Genomic DNA, 22760 nt, shown 5'->3' with positions numbered 1-22760 from the left:
ATTTTGGTGAATTGGTATCAGCACTCACACTTCGACTCCGCTCAGTGTAAAGCACTCAGCACTATTCAATATAGGCGGAAACTTGGGATTTATTCAATTCATGTACTAAACGATGTGCTTGGTGCAGGTAGAGGGGATGTTGCAGAGTGGCGGGTATATGATTCATTAAAGTTCTCGCCAGCTGCATATCGCAACCAGTGACGCGTGAAATTACGGCTGCGCCTTCAAAGGCGGCTTCTGGGGAAATGGTTTTTGCGACGCGCACCCAGCATTTACCTGTTTTTATGGTTCCGCGTTCGACTGCTTGTAGTCCTTCAATGGTGGCTAAAACTATTAAGCGATCGCCCACAATTAATCTAATATCATCAGAAGGCATAAACTTCGGTGTATACTGGTTCCCTCTCAGATGGAAAATTGGCACTAGTCCGTAGCCATAAGCAATATCAGCGATTAATTTGCCATTAAGGGTGTCGTCAGCTTCAATTTGATATTCGGTAACTAAAGTTGTTTGGTTATCTAAACGAAATAAATTTACAATATTTTCGCCAAATGCTGCGCCTGCAAATGCTTCGGCGGCTAATTCATATACTCCCAAAACTCTCGCATAAGGTAACAGATTTGCCACATTTTCACTAAAACGTGGGTCAAAGGTACGAATGACTAAGTTGGCTTTGGGGTTGACTGTGCGTGCTTTTAAGGCAATTTCTAAATTTGTCACTTCATCATCGGTGACGACAATCACACTTTTCGCCGTGTGAATATTGACTTTAGTTAAAGCATTGTTGATATTTCCCAATACTAAAGGCATTTGGGGTAACATTCCCGGTTCGAGGTCTTTGGTATTTACACCTACTAAGGGTTGTTTGAGTTCTTGCAACAAGTGGGCGACTCTTTGACCGACTCTCCCCATACCAATTAAAACTACATGGTCTGCTTTAGGGATGCGGGGACGACGTTTAGAAAACTGAAATCTCGCAGATAACACACGTTCGGTCATTAAAGCATAGAGAATGCCGACAAACAAAGTACCAGTAACGCTCATGATAATACTGAATAAATGCAGCCACCATGTAATGACAAAAGGTATTGTTTGTTGACCAAATAAATCACCGTAGCCGCCGAGACTTAATACCAAAGCTACATTCAGCGCATCGCGCCAAGTTATTTCAGGATACTGTGATTTATAAAGCAGTGTTCCTAACAAGAACAAAATCACCAAAAATAATGCGCCAACAAAAGCAACTCGACGGGTTTGAGTACTTTCTTGCCAAAACTGAGTTAATTTGTGGCGGAGATTTTGCCATTTTATCTCAGCGACAATCTCATTCCAGAATTGTCTAAATGTGTGCATCTCTTTGGGGGAATGAGTAGTGAGATTTTCAGTTGCTTCTACATAAAAAATAGAGTCTCCGGGATGGACTTTTGCATCTGGTTTCCATTGATAGAAACCTGGGGATACTGGTTTTCCGCCCTTGGCGTGGACAAGTACACGGCGGTGGTTAGTATTAATTTCGGAAAGACAACAATGACTCCAACGATGGGAACCATTGATATGTACTCCGAACACTTGTAGTAAACGATTATCTAAATTAAAAAATCCTCTGGTTTCACAGCCTAATGCGGCTAAAGCAAAACTATTAGCTGGTAATTGTGTCGCTTCAAAGGCAATAAAATTACCCAAACTTTGTTGTAGTAACTCATTCAGGTTATCTTGGGCGGAACGGATAACTAAACGAACTTGCGGATTAAGCGATCGCGCGGCAAATGCTGCGGCTATATTTACGCACTCATCACTCGTTACAATCAAAATTGCCCGACACTGTTTAATTCCGGCTTGTTCTAATATTTTTGGTTGGCGACAATCACCAGTGACTAATTTATCTATACAATCTGGTAATTCAGAAATTTCCCAAGTTTGATGATTTGTCTGTTCAATAGCGTTTACTTTAACACCAAATTCCTTCAACGCAGATACGCAATATTCACCTAAACTACCCAGTCCACAAACTAAGAACAAGTTCGGATCTATTGTTGTATTCTGTCCCATTACCCCAAACCAAATAGTTTAGAAATTACAGGTAATAATTTATTCAATCTGTTATCAATTTGATAGTTGAAAAGTATTATACACTTTGTCTCATCCCCCCTAGCCCCCTTAAAAAGCTACCGTGTACACACAAATATTCGTGTAATGCATCTGTTCCGCCTCGGAATGAATTCCGAGTCTCATAGCGCAAGTCATCTGAAGATGACTCAACTAAAAATGTCTTCCAGTCCACGCTTTGTGGACTTTGGCTATGAGCCTGGAACTTTAGTTCTAGGCGGGATGTGGTTGAACATGAAAGTTTTTGCCTTGATGTACACAGTAGCCTTTCCAAGGGAAAGGTTAGGGAGGGGTAAAACTGATTCACGAGTATTCAAGACTCTCGCATGAGTATTCAAGACTCGTGAGCGAGTATCAAAGACTCTCGCGCGAGTATCAAAGACTCATTCACGAGTATTCAAGACTCGCGTGCGAGTATCAAAGACTCATTCATGAGTATTCAAGACTCTCGCGTGAGTATCAAAGACTCATTCACGAGTATTCAAGACTCTCGCGCAAGTATCAAAGACTCATTCACGAATATCAAAGACTCGCTCACGAGTATCAAAGACTCTCGCGCGAGTATCAAAGACTCATTAATGAGTATCAGAACTCCATTAACGAGAATTTAATGTTGGCACAGGAGTATGAACATTAGAGTTTCTCGCCTGATATTTTGGCATTTCCACAATGGCGCTTGTCCCTTGAATACCATAACGAGTCACCGCCGAAATAGCGACATCTTCAACTTGATTATTATTCAACAAAGTTGAATTTTGCCCAGCAGGTAAAATATTAGTGTTCCATTCATTGCCTGTTTTGATTTGCACAACCCATAACCAAACTGGTTGTTTACCTGTAGGTTGCCATCGCAGAACTGTTTTAGTCCCAGTGACATCTTTTTCTAAACTCACTTGTGGTTTTTCTGGCGGTGTATTATCTAACCAAGGTGATGACGGCACTAACGCCGGATGACTATAAACATCTTGTGGTAATAAATCAGCAATTCCGCCACGATTTTGCAGCAGCGGTTTCATACTAAAGTGAATATTGCCATCTGAACCAGTGTGTCTTTGTGTGGTTTTAATTTGATAGACGATTTCTTTAGCCGGCCAGGCTGTGCTACTGTTTTGACCGATGCGGCTAGTAAAAATTCCTGGCCAAATATGCCGAGATTGAGTGTTTTGTTCTATCCACCAGTTCAACAATACAGGATAACTTTGTTGTGCCTGTTCAATTTTCCAATAAAGTTGCGGTGAGAGATAATCTAACCAGCCATTCATTAACCATTTGCGAGAATCTGCATATAGTTCTTGATAAGCATTAAAGGCTTTATCATTGCCGATTTGTTGGGGAAATCCTGGTTGCCATATTCCAAAAGGACTAATACCAAATTTTACCCAAGGTTTAGTACTTTTAATGCTTTGATACAGTCGTTGAATTAATGTGTTGACATTTTCCCGCCGCCAATCATTGTGGTTTTCTGTACCTCCTGATTTTTGATATTTTTGCCAACTAATTTCATCAGGAAAATCGATGGTTTTATTTCTGCGATTCTTTTCTGGATAAGGATAAAAGTAATCATCAATATGAACGCCATCGATATCATATCGATTGACAACATCCATGATTACTTGCACTGTGTAATCTTGCACAGCTTTTTCACCTGGGTCTAACCAGAGATATTTGCCGTAATGTTTGACTAATTCGGGATGGGTTTTGCTGATATGATTTGGTGCCGTGATCGATTTAGCTTGGGGATGACGTGCGCGATAAGGATTAAACCAAGCGTGTAATTCTAGTCCACGTTTATGGGCTTCTGCTACGGCAAAAACTAAGGGATCATAATAAGGCGCGGGAGGTTTACCCATCTCTCCAGTTAAAAACTCTGACCAAGGTTCTAATGCAGATTGGTATAAGGCATCACAAGCAGGACGGACTTGTAAAATTACGGCGTTGAGTTTTAATTTAGCCGCGCGATCGAGTATTGTAATTAACTCTGCTTGTTGTTGGCTGGTGGTTAAACTCGGTTTAGAAGGCCAGTCAATATTGGCGACACTAGCAACCCATGCGCCCCGAAATTCTCGATTTATTGATGGGGGGATGATTGCGGTTGGCTGAGTTGAGGAGTTAGCAATTTGGACTGGGAGAAGACACAAAGCAACAGGTAGGAGAAAGTAGGCAAGAAACTTGATGTTTCTCCATTTAGGGTGATTTTTCCGATGCTGTGCTAAACGTAAAAATCCACTAAGAAAAATGTCTTTGATATTCACAAAAATTTTGGAGGAGCGTTGAACAGATTAAACTATAACGTTATGGAAAATTCCTCTACACCCTTTACGCGTCTTAGTTCCCTGGATGTATTTCGGGGAATTGCGATCGCCTCTATGATTTTAGTGAATAATCCCGGTAGTTGGGATTATGTTTATCCGCCTCTCGACCACGCCGAATGGCACGGTTGCACACCGACAGACTTGGTTTTCCCGTTCTTTTTATTTATCGTCGGTGTCGCTATGCCGTTTTCTTTCGCCAAGTACACCTCAGAAAATCGCCCCACGGCTATTGTCTATCAGCGCATTCTCCGCCGCGGACTGATATTATTTGCCCTGGGGTTGTTCCTGGCCTTGTTTTCTTTAACCCTTGATTGGTTAATTAAAGGTATACCTCCCAATTTCAGCACACTGCGAATTATGGGAGTATTACAGCGTATTAGCCTCGCTTATGTATTAGCCGCACTAAGCGTTCTCAACCTGTCCCGCCGTTGGTTGTGGATATTATCAGCCGTTCTCCTCATTGGGTACTGGTTAGCAATGCAATTTATCCCCGTTCCCGGCTTCGGTGCAGGAAATCTCATTCCTGAAGGTAATCTTGGCGGCTACATCGACCGGATAATTCTTGGTAAGCATATTTATCGTAGTGGTTCTTTTGACCCGGAAGGTTTATTTAGTACTTTGCCAGCAGTTGTTACTGTGTTTTTAGGCTATTTTACTGGTGATTGGTTGCGAACTCAGCCAATTAAAAGCCGCACTAGTATAAATTTAGTAATTTTTGGTTTAATTGCTTTAATTATTGGGCAATTGTGGGGATTTTTATTTCCCATTAATAAACAACTATGGACAAGTTCTTACGTTTTATTTACTGCGGGTTGGGCGTTATTAACTTTAGCTTTGTGTTATGAACTCATAGAAGTCCGCCATTTAAGACGCTGGGGACTACCATTAGAAGTCATGGGGCTAAATGCCATCTTTTTGTTTGTTGGTTCTGGTGTATTTAGCAGAATCTTACTTAAAACTAAGATTGGCAACAGCACAACTTATACCTGGATTTATGAACACCTATTTCGCCCGTGGGCTGGGACATTCAATGGTTCGCTAATATTTGCCATAGTCATGGTTTTATTTTGGTGGACGATTCTTTATGGAATGTATCGTCGGCGTTGGTTTTTCAAGATTTAATAGGGGTAAATTGCTGTTCCCCCCACCATAAAAAATTCCTTATTTATCCGGAATTGAAAAATTGAGTTTTGTAGCTTTCCGTATCCACACAGCAATTATTTCAGTCATTAATCTGAAAATACGGAAATGGCAGTAAAGCAACTATCACAACTAAATTTAGCTTCTTATACCTCCAACAAAACATTTTATCCTTCCCCTAATGCTTGGGAAGATCAAGTGTTTTATTTTATGATGCTCGACAGATTTTCTGACGGTAAGGAGAATGGATATAAAGACACTTCGGGAAATGTTGTCTCTAATGGTGTAACTCCCTTATTTGCAGGTGATCAAAATAATGCGACACGCACACCAGAAGGTGCAGATCGTTGGCGAGAAGCAGGGATAAAATACGTTGGCGGGAATCTTAAAGGACTAACTAGTAAAGTCGGATACCTAAAGCGTTTAGGCATATCAGCAATTTGGATTAGTCCAATTTTCAAGCAGGTATCTTTTCAAGAAACATATCACGGCTACGGTATTCAAGATTTCTTAGAGGTTAACCCTAAGTTTGGTAGCGGTGAAGATTTGCAAGAGTTAGTGCAAACTGCTCATGCCAATGGTATTTATGTAATTCTGGATATTATTCTGAATCATTCTGGTAATATCTTTAGCTACGAAGCAGGTAATGTAAATTACAGTGACACACCTTATCAAGTCAAGGGGTTTAATGACGAAAAAGGTCAACCTAGTATTCCATTTCGCAAAACTGACCCCAATAATCCTGCAACTTGGCCTCAAGAAAATGACGCAATTTGGCCAGTAGAATTTCAAGACCCATCTATATATACTCAAAAAGGACGCATTAGAAATTGGGATGGTTATCCCGAATTTTTAGAAGGCGATTTTGAGGATTTAAAAGATATTCGTCATGGCTTTGGCGGACTTGATGATTATGTGATATCTCCGGCTTTGAAATATCTGGCTCAGGCGTATAAATATTGGATAGCCTATGCTGATATTGATGGTTTCCGCATTGATACTGTCAAACACATGGATAAAGGAGCAACTCGGATTTTTGCTTCGATGATTCATGAGTTTGCTCAAAGTATTGGTAAGGAAAAGTTCTTTTTAGTTGGTGAGATTACTGGCGGAAGACAAAGAGCATTTGAAACTTTAGAAGAAACAGGTTTGGATGCGGCTTTAGGTGTAGATGAGATTCCTGACAAACTCGAATATTTAGTGAAAGGATATCGCAACCCTAGAGATTACTTTAGTTTATTCCGCAATTCTTTGCTGGTGCAGAAAGAATCTCACATTTGGTTTAGAGATAAGGTCGTGACGATGTTTGACGACCATGACCAAGTGCGTAAAGGACAAAACAAAGCGAGATTTTGTGCAGACAAGGACGCTGCAAAAGTAGTACTCAATGCTTTAGCTCTCAATGCTTTAACCCTGGGAATCCCTTGTATTTATTATGGGACAGAACAAGCCTTTGATGGTCATGGAGATAGCGATCGCTATTTACGCGAGGCTATGTTCGGTGGTGAGTTCGGCGCATTTGGGACTAAAGGCGTTCACTTCTTCAATGAAGAAAATTACGTTTATCAAGAAATCTCCAAAATTCTCAAAATCAGAAGGGAGAAAAAAGCCTTGAGCCGTGGTCGCCAATATCTCCGCTCCATTTCTGGTGATGGTGTAAGCTTTGGTTTACCGCAGATAATTGGTAATGAAATTCGTTCTATTGTCCCTTGGTCTCGCATTCTCAGCGACCAAGAAATAGTCGCGGCTTTGAATACTGACTACAACCAACCGCGTGAAGCTTGGGTAACTATTGATAACGAATTACACAATGAAGGTGATTTCCTGACTTGCATTTACTCCACCGATAAACAACAAGAAGGTCAAAAGGTGAAAATTGAAGCGAGGAATGGTAAAGCCGTGAAAATTACTGTCCCAGCGGCTGGCTTTGTAATTTACGGCTAAATTTCCCTTAATTGCTCAAATTTCTCTCCTCATAGGGTGCATATATATATGCGCCCTTTTTTCATTTGGATTTAACAGGCGATCGCAGTTTTCAAATTTTTGTCACTAAAATATTCCTGCAAGGAATATTCTATGCAAGAATAACAGACTTGAATATAAAAATTAATCCTACGTCAGGATGAAAATATATATAATTTCCAACCTACATGGTATGTAAAGAGGAAGTTTCCCATAGCTACCAACGGCATCTTATGGGTAGCTACTGTGTCACTTCACACAGTATTAGTCTTAGATGTAATTTTTTATAATCAAATCATATTCAAAAAAATAAATTTTAAAATGCTAAATTTAGACACAATCGATATTATTGACTGTGATCATGAGCCAATTCATATTCCTGGTTATATCCAGCCACATGGGTTACTTTTAGCCTTAGAAGAAACACAGCTAAAAATTCTGCAAGCGAGTGAGAATACTAGTCAATTTTTTGGTATACCCGCAGCGGATTTAATTGGTCAAAATTTAAATTATCTGTTTTCTTTAGAACAAATTAAATTGATTAATGATTCTCTTCAAATAGAAGCTTTCACTTTTATTCACCTCTTAGAAATAAAACCTGAATTGCCTAATTTTGATAAAGGCAATCCTCATACAGTATTTCTCGGAACTATGCAGCGATCGCACAATGTTTTAATCTTAGAATTAGAACCATATTCTCCTCCAAAACCTAATTATTTTCTAGAAAATTATCATCTTTTAGAAAAAACAGTTGCTCAAATAGTCAGGGCTAAAAATTCCCTAGAACTATTTCAAATTATCGTCAAAGAAATCAGAAGCATTACTCAATTTGATCGGGTAATGCTTTATAGATTAGAAACAGACTACAGTGGAGTTGTCATTGCTGAAGATAAACACAACCATCTTGAAAGTTATTTAGAACTTCACTATCCAGCCTCGGATATTCCAGAGCAAGCCAGAAAACTTTATTACGAAAAATGGTTGCGGCTAATTCCAGATATCAATTATCAACCAGTTCAATTAATTCCAGTAAATTCACCCTTAGATCTGAGTGGAGCAACATTGAGAAGTGTCTCACCCTGGCATATAGAATACTTGCGGAATATGGGTGTGACAGCAACTATGTGTATTTCTCTTATCAACCACAATAGACTTTGGGGTTTAATTGCCTGCCATAATTACACTCCCAAAAATGTTGATTATGAAACTCGCAAAATGTGTGAATTTATCGGACAGTTTGCCTCAGTGGAATTAATCAACCAGAAAGAACGGGCATTAAATTCCTATCGCCAACAAGTTAAAGCAATTCAAGAACAACTTAGGCAAGCATTATCTAACAAATTAGAATATATTGGCAATGTCTTTCAACGCAATGAGTCCAATTTATTAAACTTAGTCCAAGCTCAAGGCGTTGCCATCTTATTAGAAGAACAACTAACCCTGATTGGTCAAACTCCTGCTGAAACCGAAATAAGAAAGCTCATAAATTGGCTTTCTGAGCGAAAACCTCCAGAAATTTTCTTTACAGATTCTTTACCCAAAATTTATCCTCCAGCCAGACAATTTAAAGATAAAGTCAGCGGCATTCTTGCAATTTCTATTTTTCTCAATCAAAGGTCTTATCATATTATTTGGTTACGCCCTGAGCAAGTGCAAATAGTAAATTGGGCTGGTAATCCTCATACATCAATTTCCGTAACTTCAGATAATACTTTGCGTCTAACTCCACGTAAGTCGTTTGAACTGTGGAAACAAACAGTTCAAGATAAATCTTATCCCTGGCAAATATTTGAAATTGAAGTTGCACAGGAGATGAAAAATAATTTAATGTTAGCAGCGCTGGAATTTTCCCATGTAGCACTCCAGCAAGCCGCTGAACAAGCAGAAATTGCCAACCGTGCTAAAAGTCAGTTTTTAGCTAAGATGAGTCATGAATTGCGTACGCCACTGAATGCTATTTTAGGGTTCACGCAGATTATGACTCGGAATAGTTCTTTATCTCACAAAGACAAAGAGCATTTAGATATTATTAGTCGTAGTGGTGAACATTTGTTGGCTTTAATTAATGATGTTTTAGAGATGTCGAAGATTGAAGCTGGTCAGCCAACTCTGAATGAGAATTATTTTGACTTGCATCGTTTGATTTACTCAATGCAAGAAATGTTTACCCTTAAAGCTTCGGATAAAGGATTAAACATCATTACTGAATTAGGTACAGAAGTAAATCAATATGTTTATGGTGATGAAGGTAAACTCAGACAAATACTAATTAATCTGCTAGGCAATGCGATCAAATTTACACTTGTTGGTCATGTCGCCCTGCGAGTATCTTATGTTGATCATGCTTCATTTTCAAAAGAATCAGGCAAGATAACTGTAGAATTTATTGTGGAAGATACTGGCCCAGGAATTGCGACTGAAGATTTAGAGTTAATCTTTGAAGCATTCGTCCAGGCTAAAGGTGGACGACAATTTATGCAAGGTACAGGCTTGGGACTCGCTATTAGCCGCCAGTTTGCCAGATTGATGGGAGGTGATATTTGCGTTCAGAGTGTCTTCGGTCAAAGCGCAACTTTTACTTGTCACGTGCAAATGAATGTTGCAGAGAAAGTCGATGTTTTGCCATCTACACAAGCAACTAAGCGAGTAATTGGTTTAGAACCTGGTCAACCTAGATATCGAGTTTTAATTGTTGAGGATGTTTTAGAAAATCGGCAGTTAATGGTAAAACTGCTGGAGTCTGTTGGTTTTGAAGTACGTGCTGCGGAGAATGGTGTGATAGCCGTTGATATCTGCAAAGCTTGGCAACCCCATCTCATTTGGATGGATATACAAATGCCAGTGATGAACGGTTATGAAGCAACTAAGCAAATTCGCGCTCATGCTCAAAGTAAAGTTTTAGCAATTATCGCTTTAACGGCGAGTGCTTTTGAAGAAGACAGACAAGTAATTTTGCAAGTAGGTTGTGATGATTTTGTTGCCAAACCTTTTGAAGAAACAGTTTTATTTGACAAAATGGCAAAATATCTCGGTGTACGTTACATTTATGCCGAAAATAATCAACAAGAATTGCCTGAGTTAAAACCCCCATATCAAAAAGTAACTTTATCTGATTTAGCAGAAATGCCAACAACCTGGATTACCCAAGTCCATGAAGCCGCTGTAATTATTGATGATGAAAAACTCTATCAACTCTTCCAAGAGATACCTACAAGTAAGCATCATATTGCTGATGCATTGAAAGATTTGGTTGAGAACTTTCATTTAGAAACAATCTTAAACTTAACTGAAGATATTATCAAATATCAACAATATAGTAGGGGACAGGATTAGAAGTCTTTTAATATAGGGATCTTGCAGCCTATTCTATATATCATTCAAGTGCATACCGCTATATCTAGCTATAGCAATACAAGTTATTTAAATTAATTATTGTTACTTATGACTTAATACGCTTCAGATAAGCTTTTTTATCTTGTACTGTTCCCCGTTCCCTGTTCCCTTATCTCCACAAGAAAACTTTCTTAACTGAACCGTATTGACTTATGACTGAGTATTTCCATTGTTTTCTCCAAGGAATTTTCAATTATGTCCTTATCTCCATCTCTGATTCATTCGGCATTAATATTGCTTGTTGACGACACACCAGATAATCTGCGCCTGTTGACTAAGATACTGGAGTCTCAAGGATTTAAAGTCAAAAAAACTGTCAGTAGTAAAATGGCAATTCAGGCTGCACAAATGGAACCGCCTGATTTGATTTTACTAGATATCAATATGCCAGAGATTAATGGCTATGAAGTTTGTCAGCAATTAAAGTTACATGAAAAAACAGCTAATGTCCCCATAATTTTTATTAGTGCGTTAGATCAAACCACAGATAAAATCAAAGCCTTTGAGTTAGGGGGAGCAGATTATATTACCAAACCTTTTCAAGAGTTGGAAGTACTGGCACGGGTGCAAAATCAATTAACTATTTATGAGCAACGACAATTACTGATGGCTCAAAACCAACAGTTACAGCAAGAAATTCAAGAACGTCAACAAGCACAATCAGCTTTGCAAGAACTCAATCGGGGTTTTGAACAACAAATTATTGAACGTACTAAGCAATTAGAAAGAGCGCTAGAATTTGAGGACAGATTGAAACGAATTACAGATACAGTCCGTGACAGTTTGGATGAAGGACAAATTTGGCGTGCAGCAGTAGCAGAGTTGGTAGTTGGCTTGGAACTAGATTGCTGTTATGCAACTATTTGTAATAATAATTTGAAAACTTGTTCTGTTGCCTATGAATATAGCAACGATAGCGATCATGGTTGGGGACTTAATTGTATTCAGCAAGTCAAAAGCTGGGTTGAATTTCCGACGAAATTGCGGACAGAACACAGCACTCAATTTTGCTGGTATTTTCTCAATAGTGATAATGAAAATGAGAAAAAATATGCTATTTTATTATGCCAACTTTTTGATAATCAAAAAATTTTGGGTAGTTTGTGGTTGTTCAAATCAGCAGCTAAAGCCTTTGATGAACTGGAAGTCAGATTAGTCAAACAGTTGGCAAATCAATGTGCGATCGCTTTGCGTCAAGCTCGACTATATCAGGCTGCTCAAATACAAGTGCAAGAGTTACAAAAGCTGAATCAACTAAAAGATGATTTTCTCTGTTCTATCTCTCACGAATTACGAAATCCTATAGCTAATATTAAATCATTTATCCAATTACTAGAGACAGAATTAACTCACTCGATTCAAGATGATCAACAGATATCTCAGTGTTTGACAACTTTGCATGAAGAGTGCGAAGGCGAACTCCAGCTAATTCAAGATTTACTTGATTTACAATATTTAAACGCTGAGTTTTATCCCTTACAATTGACAACTATTAATCTGTTTGATTGGATTCCCTACACGATAGAAGTCTTTATCATCCAATCTCAACAACAACACAAAAATCTGCAAATTCAACTATCTCCTGACTTACCATTAATAACTACCGATATATCTAGCTTGAGCAGGATTCTGCGTGAGTTAGTTAAAAATGCTTGTAAGTATACGCCTCCCGGCGAAAATATTACAGTAACGGCTCACAAAAAAGATGATAAGTTACATCTTTGTGTGATTAATTCTGGTGTAGAAATTCCTGAAGTTGAATTATCCCGCATTTTTGATAAATTTTACCGCATCCCCAATATGGGACATTTAACGCCTGGAGGTACGGGTTTGGGGTTGGCATTGGTGAAAAAATTAGCAGAAAATCTGGGTGGTTCTATCTTTGTCGAATCACGCACCAAAGAAATTTGCTTTACCCTACTTTTGCCGTTGCTTCCTTATACTTATAATCACCCTTGACATACTCCCCAGTCTACAGGCGTGTGGATTCTGGGGTCAAAATCAACAGTGAGCGATCGCAATCAATCATCATAGTTCATCCTGTTACTTACACACCACAACCAAATGCTTTTATCTCCTCCACTCAATAACGGCGGAATCAGCCTCGCTAACTTAACGGCGAATCAAAGTAGTGCATCTACCTCAAACCTTTGTAGAGATGTTGCAATGCAATGTCTCTTGATTTTTCGTTACATTTTGCGTAATTGTGAGAGAGAGTTACGGATTCATGGAGTATTTGTTGACACTTGATGCACTATTTTAAGGAATGCTGCATATCGTACCCAAAAACTGGATTTATTTGTTATCGTGATCCCAAAGGAATTATTAAGCCCCCACAAGATTTGTCAAACGCTGATTAAGCGCCAAAATACCTGCTGGGTGCGAGATATCAAAGTTATTCACTAAAATTTAAAGCTCATTAACTAGAGTATCTATTTGGGAGGTAACACTTATGGTTACAGTATCTCATCAAACATTGTCTTCACTTTCTCAAGAGCGATCGCTAATTCTTTGGTTTGATGAGGTAGGCATTAAAGATATACACCTAGTAGGTGGAAAAAATGCCTCCTTGGGAGAGATGATTCAACAATTAACCCCCAAAGGTGTGAATGTACCAATGGGGTTTGCGACTACTGCTTATGCTTATCGTTATTTCATTAAATCAGCAGGTTTAGAAGCAAAGTTACGCCAACTTTTTGCTGATTTAAATGTTGAGGATGTGAACAATTTACGCGAACGTGGAGAAAAAGCGCGATCGCTATTACTGCATACACCATTCCCTGAAGATTTACGACAGGCGATTGCTAAAGCTTACGCAAGTTTATGTGAGCAATACTTAACAGAAACTGATGTTGCAGTTCGTTCTAGCGCCACGGCTGAAGACCTCCCCGATGCGAGTTTTGCCGGACAGCAAGAAACTTATTTAAATATTGTTGGTGTTGAAGAAGTAATCATAGCTTGTCATAAATGTTTTGCTTCTATATTTACTGACCGCGCTATTTCTTATCGTCATACTAAAGGATTTGATCATTTTGATGTGGCTTTATCAGTTGGTGTGCAGAAAATGGTGCGTTCTGATTTAGCAACTTCGGGAGTAATGTTTTCTATTGATACCGAAACCGGATTTAAAGATGCCGCTTTGATTACGGCTGCATACGGTTTAGGTGAAAACGTCGTGCAAGGTGCAGTCAATCCCGATGAATATGTTGTATTTAAACCCACATTAAAAACAGGTTTCCACCCAATTTTAGATAAGAAATTGGGTAGTAAAGAAATCAAAATGATTTATGTGCCGGCAACGGAAATAGATGTCATGGCTTGTGCTGCTGATAGCGCCCATACATTAACAGTTAGAGCCGATGATGATAATTGTAAGTTAACCAAAAATGTACCCGTTAGTGAAAGCGATCGCACTAAATTTGCCCTGAATGATGAAGAAATTTTACAACTAGGAAAATGGGCGTGCGTTATCGAAGACCATTACTCCCAAGTCCACGGTAATTACACCCCAATGGATATTGAGTGGGCAAAAGATGGCATTACCAATCAACTATTTATAGTGCAAGCGCGTCCGGAAACTGTGCAGTCGCAGAAAAACGGCAATGTATTGCGGAGTTATCGCTTGATATCAGCTAAGGAAACCCCAACGCCTCTAGTTACAGGACGCGCTATAGGCGAAGCCATCAGCCAAGGTAAAGTCCGCCTAATTTTAGATGTCCGCAACATCCAGGAATTTCAACCAGGGGATGTATTAGTTACCGAGAGAACCGACCCCGACTGGGAACCAATTATGAAACGCGCCAGTGCAATTATTACCAATGCTGGCGGACGTACCTGTCATGCAGCGATTATTGCACGAGAATTGGGTGTGCCGGCAATTGTGGGTTGCGGGAATGCGACACAAGTCTTGCAAAATAATCAAGAAGTCACCGTTTCCTGTGCTGAAGGCGAAGAAGGTCAAGTTTATCCCGGCTTATTACCTTTTGAAGTCCAAGAAGTCCCCTTAGAAAACCTACCCCGCACCCGCACCCAAATTTTAATGAATGTGGGAAATCCTCAAGAGGCTTTTAGTTTATCTGCAATTCCTAATGATGGCGTAGGTTTAGCGCGGACGGAATTTATCATTGCGAATCAAATTCAAATTCATCCAATGGCGTTAATTCACTACGACCAATTGCAAGATGAAAAAGTGAAAGCCCAAATTACGGAAATTACTTCACTTTATGATGATAAACCGCAATATTTTGTTGATAAATTAGCCCAAGGTATAGGCAGAATTGCCGCAGCATTTTATCCCAAACCTGTGATTGTGCGGATGTCGGATTTTAAGAGTAATGAATACGCCAACTTATTAGGTGGTAAACAATTTGAACCTCATGAAGAAAACCCTATGCTGGGTTGGCGTGGTGCAGCACGTTATTATGATGAAGGTTATAAAGCCGCTTTTGCCTTAGAATGTCAAGCCATCAAACGCGTTCGAGATGAAATGGGTTTAACAAACGTCATCCCGATGATTCCATTTTGTCGCACTCCTGAAGAAGGGCGTTTGGTATTAGCAGAGATGGCAAAAAATGATTTGAAACAAGGTGTGAATAACTTGCAAGTTTATGTCATGTGCGAGTTACCTAGTAACGTAATTTTGGCAGAAGAATTTGCTGATGTCTTTGATGGCTTCTCTATTGGTTCCAATGATTTAACGCAGCTAACCTTGGGTTTAGACAGAGATTCAGCTTTAGTCGCCAGATTATTTGATGAACGCAGTCCAGCCGTTAAGCAAATGGTCAAAATGGCCATTGAATCAGCCAAAAAACGCCACCGCAAAATCGGTATATGCGGACAAGCACCAAGCGATTATCCAGAATTTGCCCAGTTTTTAGTAGAACAGGGAATTGATTCTATCAGTTTAAATCCTGATTCGGTGTTAAAAACAATGCTGGAAATCGCCAAAGTGGAAAATCCTGAGTAAAAACTAGAAATAGATTTTCAGCCGTAGGATGGTTAAAAGTGCATCTAGAGTTAGTAAGATTAGCAGCAGTGAAAGATTATGACCTAAAGGTAGCGATCGCTGCTAATCTCAACCCAAGGTAAGATGACAATTCTGTTTGAAACTGAACGCTTGCTCATTCGCAGTTGGATACCCGAAAGCGATGCTGAACAAGCGTTTGCAATTTATGGTGATCCGGAAGTAACGTACTTTCTTGGTATAAATGCTCTGATCAAGAGCATAGAATTACAACGCCAGTACTTAATAGAGAACGTCGAGGAATACCAAAGATTAAATAATGGTACTGGGTCTTGGGCAATTGTAGAAAAAGAAACCAGAGAAATTGTCGGCACGATCCTCCTCGAACAACTACCTGATAATCATCGTTTACCTACTCAGGATTATGAGGTTGGTTGGCACTTACGACGTGCTTCTTGGGGTCAAGGGTATGCAACAGAAGCAGCACAAGCTATGCTCAAATACGGATTTAATATACTGCAATTGCCTGTAATTTATGCTGTTGTCAAACCAGAACATCATGCCTCTATCCGCGTTACTCAGCGACTAGGTATGAAACCTATGGGTAGAACAAACAAGTATTACGGCATAGAATTATTTTTGTTCCAAAAAGAAGCTGGGGAACCAGGGAACACAGAGACACGGCAAAGAATGACAAATAACACATGAATATTGACGATTGACTAATGACTAAAGCTTGGTTCCGCATTGGGTTAGCGAGTATATTTTTACTCTCACTCGCTTTGAGGTTTTGGGGGTTAGATAGGTTTAACACCTTAGTCTTTGATGAAGTTTACTACGCTAAATTTGGGAACAACTATCTCACCCATGTTCCCTTTTTTGATGGTCATCCCCCATTAGGTAAGTATATTATTGCGATCGGAATATGGCTCGGTAGTCATGTAACATTTGTGCATGAAAGCTTCAATGGACTTACTGGTTCACTGCGATCGCCTTGGGATTATCGTTGGATTAATGCTTTTTTAGGCTCGTTTATCCCTTTATTAAATGCGGGGATTGCTTATCAATTAAGTTCTCGGCGTAGTTTTGCCTTAATTGCTGGTTTATTCACCGCTGTTGATGGCATATTTATCGTTGAATCTCGCTATGCCTTAATTAATATATATATAGTTTTATTTGGTTTGTTAGGCCATTGGTTATTTCTTTTAGCCTTAAATAACCAGAGACAAAAGCGGAAATTATATTTAATAATTGCGGGTATCGCTTTTGGTTGTTCAATTGCTACTAAATGGAATGGGTTATTTTTTCTAGCTGGTGTTTATTTTTTGTGGATATTTGCTTGGATATGGGAAATATTAGGCAAAAAAATTAATCAGAATCCTCCAGAGGATCATCAACAATCTTCCTCACCACTACAAAATTTAACTCAATTGTATATTTGGCAAGTTGTCTTATTTTTAGGATTTCTCCCACTTACGGTTTATAGTCTGATTTGGATTCCCCATTTACAACTAGATAGCAAATACGGATTTATCGAAGTCCACAAGCAAATTTTAGCCTTTCACGAACGGTTAGGGGGGAATAATGCTCAAGTGCATCCCTACTGTGCAGCCTGGTATAAATGGCCATTGTTGACAAGACCAATGGCATATTATTACAAAACTGCCCAAAACTCTAGAGAACCATTACCTGTTTTGGGGCCTGATTTACCTGCTAACGCTGGAAAAACTATTTATGATGTTCATGCAATGGGTAATCCTTTTTTGTGGTGGTTTGGTGCTGCTGCCATATTATTTTTAATGGGAATGCTGATTGTGGCAATATTCACATTTTGGCAACAGAAAAAACAGTTTACCTTCCCAAAAAATATCACCGTTGATACATGGATTGCCTTATATTTAGTTGTAAATTATGCCACTAACTTAGCACCTTGGATGAGGGTTTCGCGGTGCGCTTTTATTTACCACTACATGACGGCTGTAGTATTTGCATTTTTAGCGATCGCTTGGTTTGTCGATCAGTGTCTACGTAGCTATTATGCGCCATTGCAGGCGATTGGCTTCACCCTTTCTTTAATTATTTTGGCTGCTTTTGTGTTTTGGTTGCCCATTTATTTAGGTTTACCAATCTCAAGCGAAGCTTATAGGCTACGAATGTGGTTTAGCTATTGGATTTAAAGCTATTTAGCCTTAAAATAACTGTCACCTATAATCTATAACCTGTAACCTCTTCATACTTAATAATGCTACATATATGCAATGTAGCCAATCACCTATTTTTTACATTTCTTATCTGTATTTATAGAGCCTGCCTGCTAGACTGAAAACGCAAGTAGGATAGATAAAAGCTATACAACGCAACTGAGGTATTAAAAGTCAGATCTCGCCAACAACAGAATTGATGAAGAAATCTCTCAAAATCCATCATTCTGAATTTTTAACAGTAAAAATTGATTAACTAGTTAATTTCTAAGCGTAAAAACTATACAAGTTTACATCTAGGAAGTGTCATAAATTTATAAAGCCAATAGGTATACAAAACCTATATAGACTCTATTTTTGATGCTCTCTAGAAATAGAGGATAATTTTAATGGAATTAAACTTACAACTTCCAAGCATCAATGTTACTAGTTTGAAAGAAGCTCCAATTCATACTTCGCGGCAAATTCAGCCCCACGGAGTTTTGTTAGTATTGTCAGAACCAGAATTAGCAATATTACAAGTTAGTAATAATACTTGGACTGTTTTCGGGATAGACCCCGAACAAATGTTGCAAAAAAAACTAGAAGATTTACTCGACTCGTTTCAACTCGAAAGAATTAAAGCAGGGTTAGCAGAAGATAATCTGGAATTTATCAACCCAACGAAACTTTGGTTCAGAAAAAAAGGTGATGAATATGTAATTTTTGACGCAGTTTTTCACCGCAATCCTGAAGGATATTTAATCTTAGAATTAGAGCCAACATTTACCCAAGAAAATATCCCATTTTTAAGTTTTTACCATCTGGCGAGAGCTTCTATTAATCAGTTAGAGAAAAGCTCAAATCTGCGGGACTTTTGTCAGATAATTGTCCAAGAAGTGCGGAAAGTGACGGGTTTTGATCGGGTAATGCTTTATAAATTTGATGATGATGGACATGGTTCAGTCATCGCCGAAGAAAAGCTAGAAACTCTAGAACCATATTTGGGTTTACATTATCCTGAGTCAGATATTCCCAAACCAGCGAGAAAATTATTTGCATCTAATTCTATTAGAATCATCCCAGATGCTAAAGCAGAAGCAGTGCAACTAATTCCGGCGACTAATCCAGTTAGTCAGCGTCCCGTTGATTTAACTAACTCAATTCTTAGAAGTGCGGCTAGTTGTCATCTGGAATATCTGCACAATATGGGTGTCGGTGCTTCTTTGAGTATCTCTTTAATTAAAGACAACAAACTCTGGGGCTTAATTGCTTGTCATCATCAAACGCCTAAATTTGTCTCTTACGAAATGCGAAAAGCCTGCGAATTTTTAGGACGAGTGATATTTGCAGAAATTTCAGCCAGAGAAGAAACAGAAGATTACGACTATCGCATGAATTTGACACATATTCAATCATTGTTGGTTGAATATATGTCCCAAGAAGAAAACTTTATTGATGGTTTAGTTAAACATCAGCCAAATCTTTTAGATTTAACGAGCGCCCAAGGTGCGGCTGTGTGTTTTGGCGATCGCTGTACACTAATTGGTGAGACTCCATCAGAAGAAGACCTGAATTTTTTGGTGCAGTGGTTAAAGAATAATGTCAATGAAGAAGTTTTCTATACAAATTCTTTGCCACAGGTTTATCCCGATGCGGAGAGATTTAAAAATGTTGCCAGTGGTTTGTTAGCGATTCCCATTTCCAAGCGGAATTATGTTTTGTGGTTCCGTCCCGAAGTTATTCAAACAGTGAATTGGGGTGGTAATCCTAATCAGGCTTTTGAAGTTAGCCAAACAGATGGCGATGTGCGTCTATGTCCCAGAAAATCTTTTGAACTGTGGAAAGAAACAGTTAAGCTGACATCTTTACCGTGGCAACTTGTTGAAATTAAAGCCGCCTTAGAATTACGGAAAGCAATTGTTAATATTGTATTGCGCCAAGCCGATGAACTAGCGCAATTAGCACAAGATTTAGAACGTTCCAACGCCGAATTGAAAAAGTTTGCCTACGTTGCTTCTCATGACTTGCAAGAACCACTTAATCAAGTGGCGAACTATGTGCAGTTGTTAGAGATGCGCTATAACGCAGAACTGGACGAAGATGCGAAAGAGTTTATCAACTTCGCCGTTCAGGGTGTCAGCTTAATGCAGACATTAATTGATGATGTCCTAGCGTACTCCAAAGTAGACACACAGGTGATCGCCTTTCAACTAACTGAAGTCGAAACCGCCTTAGAACGCGCCCTCGGTAATCTCAGACAGCGCATTGCCGAAACCGGCACGATAATTACCCATGACCCCTTACCCACAGTCATGGCTGGTAGTACTCAGCTAATGCAGCTATTTCAGAACTTGATTGCTAACGCCATCAAATTCCGTAGCGACCAACCACCGCAAATTCATATCGGAGCCGAGAGATTAGAAGATGAATGGTTGTTCTGGGTGCGAGATAATGGTATTGGTCTTGACCCCAGATTTAGCGATCGCATTTTTGTCATCTTTCAACGCCTACATACACGAGACGAGTATGCAGGTACAGGTATGGGTCTAGCTATCTGTAAAAAGATTGCCGAATGCCACCGAGGTCGCATTTGGGTAGAATCACAACTTGGAGAGGGAGCTACCTTCTACTTTACAATTCCAGTTGGAGGGCGTGAGCGTGAGCGTAGAAATGGAAGAAAAGCTCAAAACAATCTTTTTGGTTGAAGATAATAAAGCCGATGTGCGCTTAATCCAAGAAGCATTGAAAAATAGCTCAGTGCCGCACCAAGTAGTGACAGTGAGAGATGGCGTAGATGCTATGGCATTCTTACGCCAAGAAGGGGAGTATGCCGATGCTCCCCGTCCTGACCTGATTTTGCTAGATTTGAACTTACCGAGAAAAGATGGTCGGGAAGTGTTAGCAGAAATTAAAAACGATCCCCTACTCAAACGTATCCCCGTAGTAGTGCTGACAACCTCCAAAAACGAGGATGACATTTTTCACAGCTACGACCTCCACGTAAACTGCTACATTACTAAATCTCGTAACCTCAGCCAACTATTCCAAATCGTCAAAGGCATCGAAGACTTTTGGTTGTCTATCGTTACCTTACCGTCAGAGTAAGTATATGGGTGTAAGGGTGCAGTGGTGTAAGGGTGCAGGGGAGAAAAAGCCACATAGTCTTTTACCTCCTGCCGTCTGCCTCCTGCCGCCTGCCTCCCCACTCCCACTTCCCAGGATTGTAATCAGAAAACTATGGCTGGAAGCTTAGTAAAAATCTTGTTAATTGAAGACAATCTGGCAGAAGCTAGGTTATTGCAAGAGTTTTTGCAGCAAGCCGATGCGAAAGAATTTGTGCTAGTTCATGTCAAGCGATTACAAGAAGGACTCAATCAACTCATCTCCGACAATTACGACATCATTTTATTAGACCTCACCCTACCTGACAGTCAAGGATTATCATCTCTGCCAGTCTTGATTAATTGTGCGCCTAGCTTGCCAATTGTCGTACTCACCAATACTAACGACGAAGAACTGGCAGTAGAAGCAGTGAGGGAAGGAGCGCAAGATTATTTAGTCAAGCGTCACGTCAACGCCAATGGCTTACTTCGCTCTATCTCTTATGCGATCGAGCGTAAACAGCTATTAGAAACATTACGTCAAGTTAATCAGACATTACAAGTGCGCGTGGACGAGCGCACCGCCGAACTAGTGAAAGCAAATGAAATCAATCAGTTCCGATCAGAATTTGTTTCGATGCTTTCTCATGATATTCGTCAACCGCTAAATACCATTCTCTTAGCCGCTGGATTACTGCAAAATAACGAAGATAAATTAACTCAAGAGAAAAAGCGCAATCATTTGCAGATGATTCGCACAGCTATCAAGAATATGGCACAAATGTTAGATGAAGTTTCCTTAATTGGTAGGGCTGATTCTGGCAAATTCCAATGTGACCTTGAGCCATTAGATCTAGAAATATTTTGCCGTCAACTAGTCGAAGAAGCACAATTATCTCTCAAAGACAAGAATTTGACGCTTGTCTTCACAAGTTATGGAGAATTAGTTGAAACAGTCTGGGATGAAACACTACTGCGCCACATTTTAGGTAATTTACTAGGCAATGCGATTAAATATTCACTCCCCAATGGCAAAATTCAATTTGAATTAATTGGTCAAGAAAATTCCGTGATGTTTCGCTTTCAAGATTGGGGAATTGGCATTCCCAAGCACGACCAAAAGCGGATGTTTCAGCCGTTCCAACGTGCAGAAAACGTTGGCAGAATTCCGGGTACTGGCTTAGGCTTGGCAATTGTCAAAAAGTGCGTCGATGCACATGGTGGCGAAATTATGCTGAATAGCGAAGTTGGGATTGGTACTACATTTATCGTCAATCTACCTTTAATCAAGCTTTAAACTCTGAAAGGCTGTTTGCAATTGCATCACGCACTGACTTGTTGATTACTTGTTAAGCGGAGCTTGGTTAAGGAACTTAGACACGCTGGCTTTAGTAAACCAACATTATTAAGACCTTGTTGGGTTTCGCTACTGCTCTAACCAAACTACTTTTCTGGTTTCAGCGGGACTTTCTGGTTATCCCTCTTCTGTCACTTTCCGGACTAAGCAAGTAGTAAAGAAGCTAAATCATCCAGAAGCATAACAGGGTTTAAATTGATTCATTGCGGCAATTAAATGATTGAATCCTAGTAACAAATCTGAAC

Annotated in this window: 13 protein-coding genes; 11 read left to right on the top strand and 2 right to left on the bottom strand. The window is 39.5% G+C overall.

Features of this window, described 5'->3' with window-relative positions:
- Positions 1 to 61: 61 nt before the first annotated feature.
- Positions 62 to 2047, bottom strand: a complete 1986-nt coding sequence (locus tag IQ244_RS12590) for a potassium channel family protein (RefSeq protein ID WP_193894437.1) — start codon at positions 2045 to 2047, stop codon at positions 62 to 64.
- 201 nt (positions 2048 to 2248) lie between these two features.
- Between IQ244_RS12590 and IQ244_RS12585 the strand changes: the two genes are divergently transcribed.
- Positions 2249 to 2434 (top strand): hypothetical protein, encoded by a 186-nt coding sequence (locus IQ244_RS12585; RefSeq protein WP_193894435.1) that lies wholly within the window; start codon positions 2249 to 2251, stop codon positions 2432 to 2434.
- Positions 2435 to 2700: 266 nt separating this feature from the next.
- On the opposite strand, the gene IQ244_RS12580 is transcribed toward IQ244_RS12585, so the two are convergent.
- Positions 2701 to 4356: a glycoside hydrolase family 10 protein gene (locus IQ244_RS12580; protein ID WP_322746061.1), complete on the bottom strand. Its 1656-nt coding sequence runs from the start codon at positions 4354 to 4356 to the stop codon at positions 2701 to 2703.
- Positions 4357 to 4398: 42 nt separating this feature from the next.
- On the opposite strand from IQ244_RS12580, the gene IQ244_RS12575 reads away from it, so the two are divergent.
- The 10 genes from IQ244_RS12575 (at position 4399) to IQ244_RS12530 (ending at position 22455) form a co-directional block, all read left to right on the top strand.
- A complete protein-coding gene (locus tag IQ244_RS12575; protein WP_193894433.1) occupies positions 4399 to 5538 on the top strand; it encodes an acyltransferase family protein in 1140 nt (379 codons plus the stop codon).
- Between the two features lie 126 nt (positions 5539 to 5664).
- Entirely contained in the window at positions 5665 to 7500 is a 1836-nt protein-coding gene (locus tag IQ244_RS12570; protein WP_193894431.1) for an alpha-amylase family glycosyl hydrolase, read from the top strand.
- A 339-nt stretch (positions 7501 to 7839) separates the two neighbouring features.
- Positions 7840 to 10851 carry a response regulator gene (locus tag IQ244_RS12565; protein WP_193894429.1) on the top strand — a complete coding sequence of 1004 codons (3012 nt, stop codon included), beginning with the start codon at positions 7840 to 7842 and terminating at the stop codon, positions 10849 to 10851.
- A gap of 255 nt (positions 10852 to 11106) precedes the next feature.
- The gene (locus IQ244_RS12560; RefSeq protein WP_193894427.1) at positions 11107 to 12870 is read left to right on the top strand and encodes a response regulator; all 1764 of its coding nucleotides are present in this window, start codon (positions 11107 to 11109) and stop codon (positions 12868 to 12870) included.
- 493 nt (positions 12871 to 13363) lie between these two features.
- Entirely contained in the window at positions 13364 to 15877 is a 2514-nt protein-coding gene (gene ppsA, locus IQ244_RS12555) for a phosphoenolpyruvate synthase (RefSeq protein WP_193894424.1), read from the top strand.
- 123 nt (positions 15878 to 16000) lie between these two features.
- Entirely contained in the window at positions 16001 to 16582 is a 582-nt protein-coding gene (locus IQ244_RS12550) for a GNAT family N-acetyltransferase (protein WP_193894422.1), read from the top strand.
- 17 nt (positions 16583 to 16599) lie between these two features.
- The gene (locus tag IQ244_RS12545; protein WP_193894421.1) at positions 16600 to 18051 is read left to right on the top strand and encodes a dolichyl-phosphate-mannose--protein mannosyltransferase; all 1452 of its coding nucleotides are present in this window, start codon (positions 16600 to 16602) and stop codon (positions 18049 to 18051) included.
- Between the two features lie 413 nt (positions 18052 to 18464).
- Positions 18465 to 20762, top strand: a complete 2298-nt coding sequence (locus IQ244_RS12540) for a sensor histidine kinase (protein WP_193894412.1) — start codon at positions 18465 to 18467, stop codon at positions 20760 to 20762.
- On the top strand, positions 20716 to 21162 hold the full coding sequence (locus tag IQ244_RS12535; RefSeq protein ID WP_193894403.1) for a response regulator: 447 nt from the start codon (positions 20716 to 20718) through the stop codon (positions 21160 to 21162). The genes IQ244_RS12540 and IQ244_RS12535 overlap by 47 nt, the downstream gene beginning before the upstream one ends.
- 132 nt (positions 21163 to 21294) lie before the next feature.
- Positions 21295 to 22455: a hybrid sensor histidine kinase/response regulator gene (locus IQ244_RS12530; protein WP_193894401.1), complete on the top strand. Its 1161-nt coding sequence runs from the start codon at positions 21295 to 21297 to the stop codon at positions 22453 to 22455.
- The last annotated feature ends 305 nt before the right edge of the window (positions 22456 to 22760 follow it).

The organism is Nostoc sp. LEGE 06077, from assembly GCF_015207705.1.
Lineage (GTDB): Bacteria > Cyanobacteriota > Cyanobacteriia > Cyanobacteriales > Nostocaceae > Nostoc_B.
This window is presented reverse-complemented; position numbering and strand designations above follow the sequence as displayed.

What these genes read in the sequence shown, in the direction of transcription:
- IQ244_RS12570 (WP_193894431.1), top strand. Translation starts at nt 5,665, where the DNA reads ATGGCAGTAAAGCAACTATCACAACTAAATTTAGCTTCTTATACCTCC.
- IQ244_RS12545 (WP_193894421.1), top strand. Translation starts at nt 16,600, where the DNA reads ATGACTAAAGCTTGGTTCCGCATTGGGTTAGCGAGTATATTTTTACTC.
- IQ244_RS12575 (WP_193894433.1), top strand. Translation starts at nt 4,399, where the DNA reads ATGGAAAATTCCTCTACACCCTTTACGCGTCTTAGTTCCCTGGATGTA.
- IQ244_RS12560 (WP_193894427.1), top strand. Translation starts at nt 11,107, where the DNA reads ATGTCCTTATCTCCATCTCTGATTCATTCGGCATTAATATTGCTTGTT.
- IQ244_RS12585 (WP_193894435.1), top strand. Translation starts at nt 2,249, where the DNA reads ATGACTCAACTAAAAATGTCTTCCAGTCCACGCTTTGTGGACTTTGGC.
- IQ244_RS12530 (WP_193894401.1), top strand. Translation starts at nt 21,295, where the DNA reads ATGGCTGGAAGCTTAGTAAAAATCTTGTTAATTGAAGACAATCTGGCA.
- IQ244_RS12590 (WP_193894437.1), bottom strand. Translation starts at nt 2,047, where the DNA reads ATGGGACAGAATACAACAATAGATCCGAACTTGTTCTTAGTTTGTGGA.
- IQ244_RS12565 (WP_193894429.1), top strand. Translation starts at nt 7,840, where the DNA reads ATGCTAAATTTAGACACAATCGATATTATTGACTGTGATCATGAGCCA.
- IQ244_RS12540 (WP_193894412.1), top strand. Translation starts at nt 18,465, where the DNA reads ATGGAATTAAACTTACAACTTCCAAGCATCAATGTTACTAGTTTGAAA.
- IQ244_RS12550 (WP_193894422.1), top strand. Translation starts at nt 16,001, where the DNA reads ATGACAATTCTGTTTGAAACTGAACGCTTGCTCATTCGCAGTTGGATA.
- ppsA (WP_193894424.1), top strand. Translation starts at nt 13,364, where the DNA reads ATGGTTACAGTATCTCATCAAACATTGTCTTCACTTTCTCAAGAGCGA.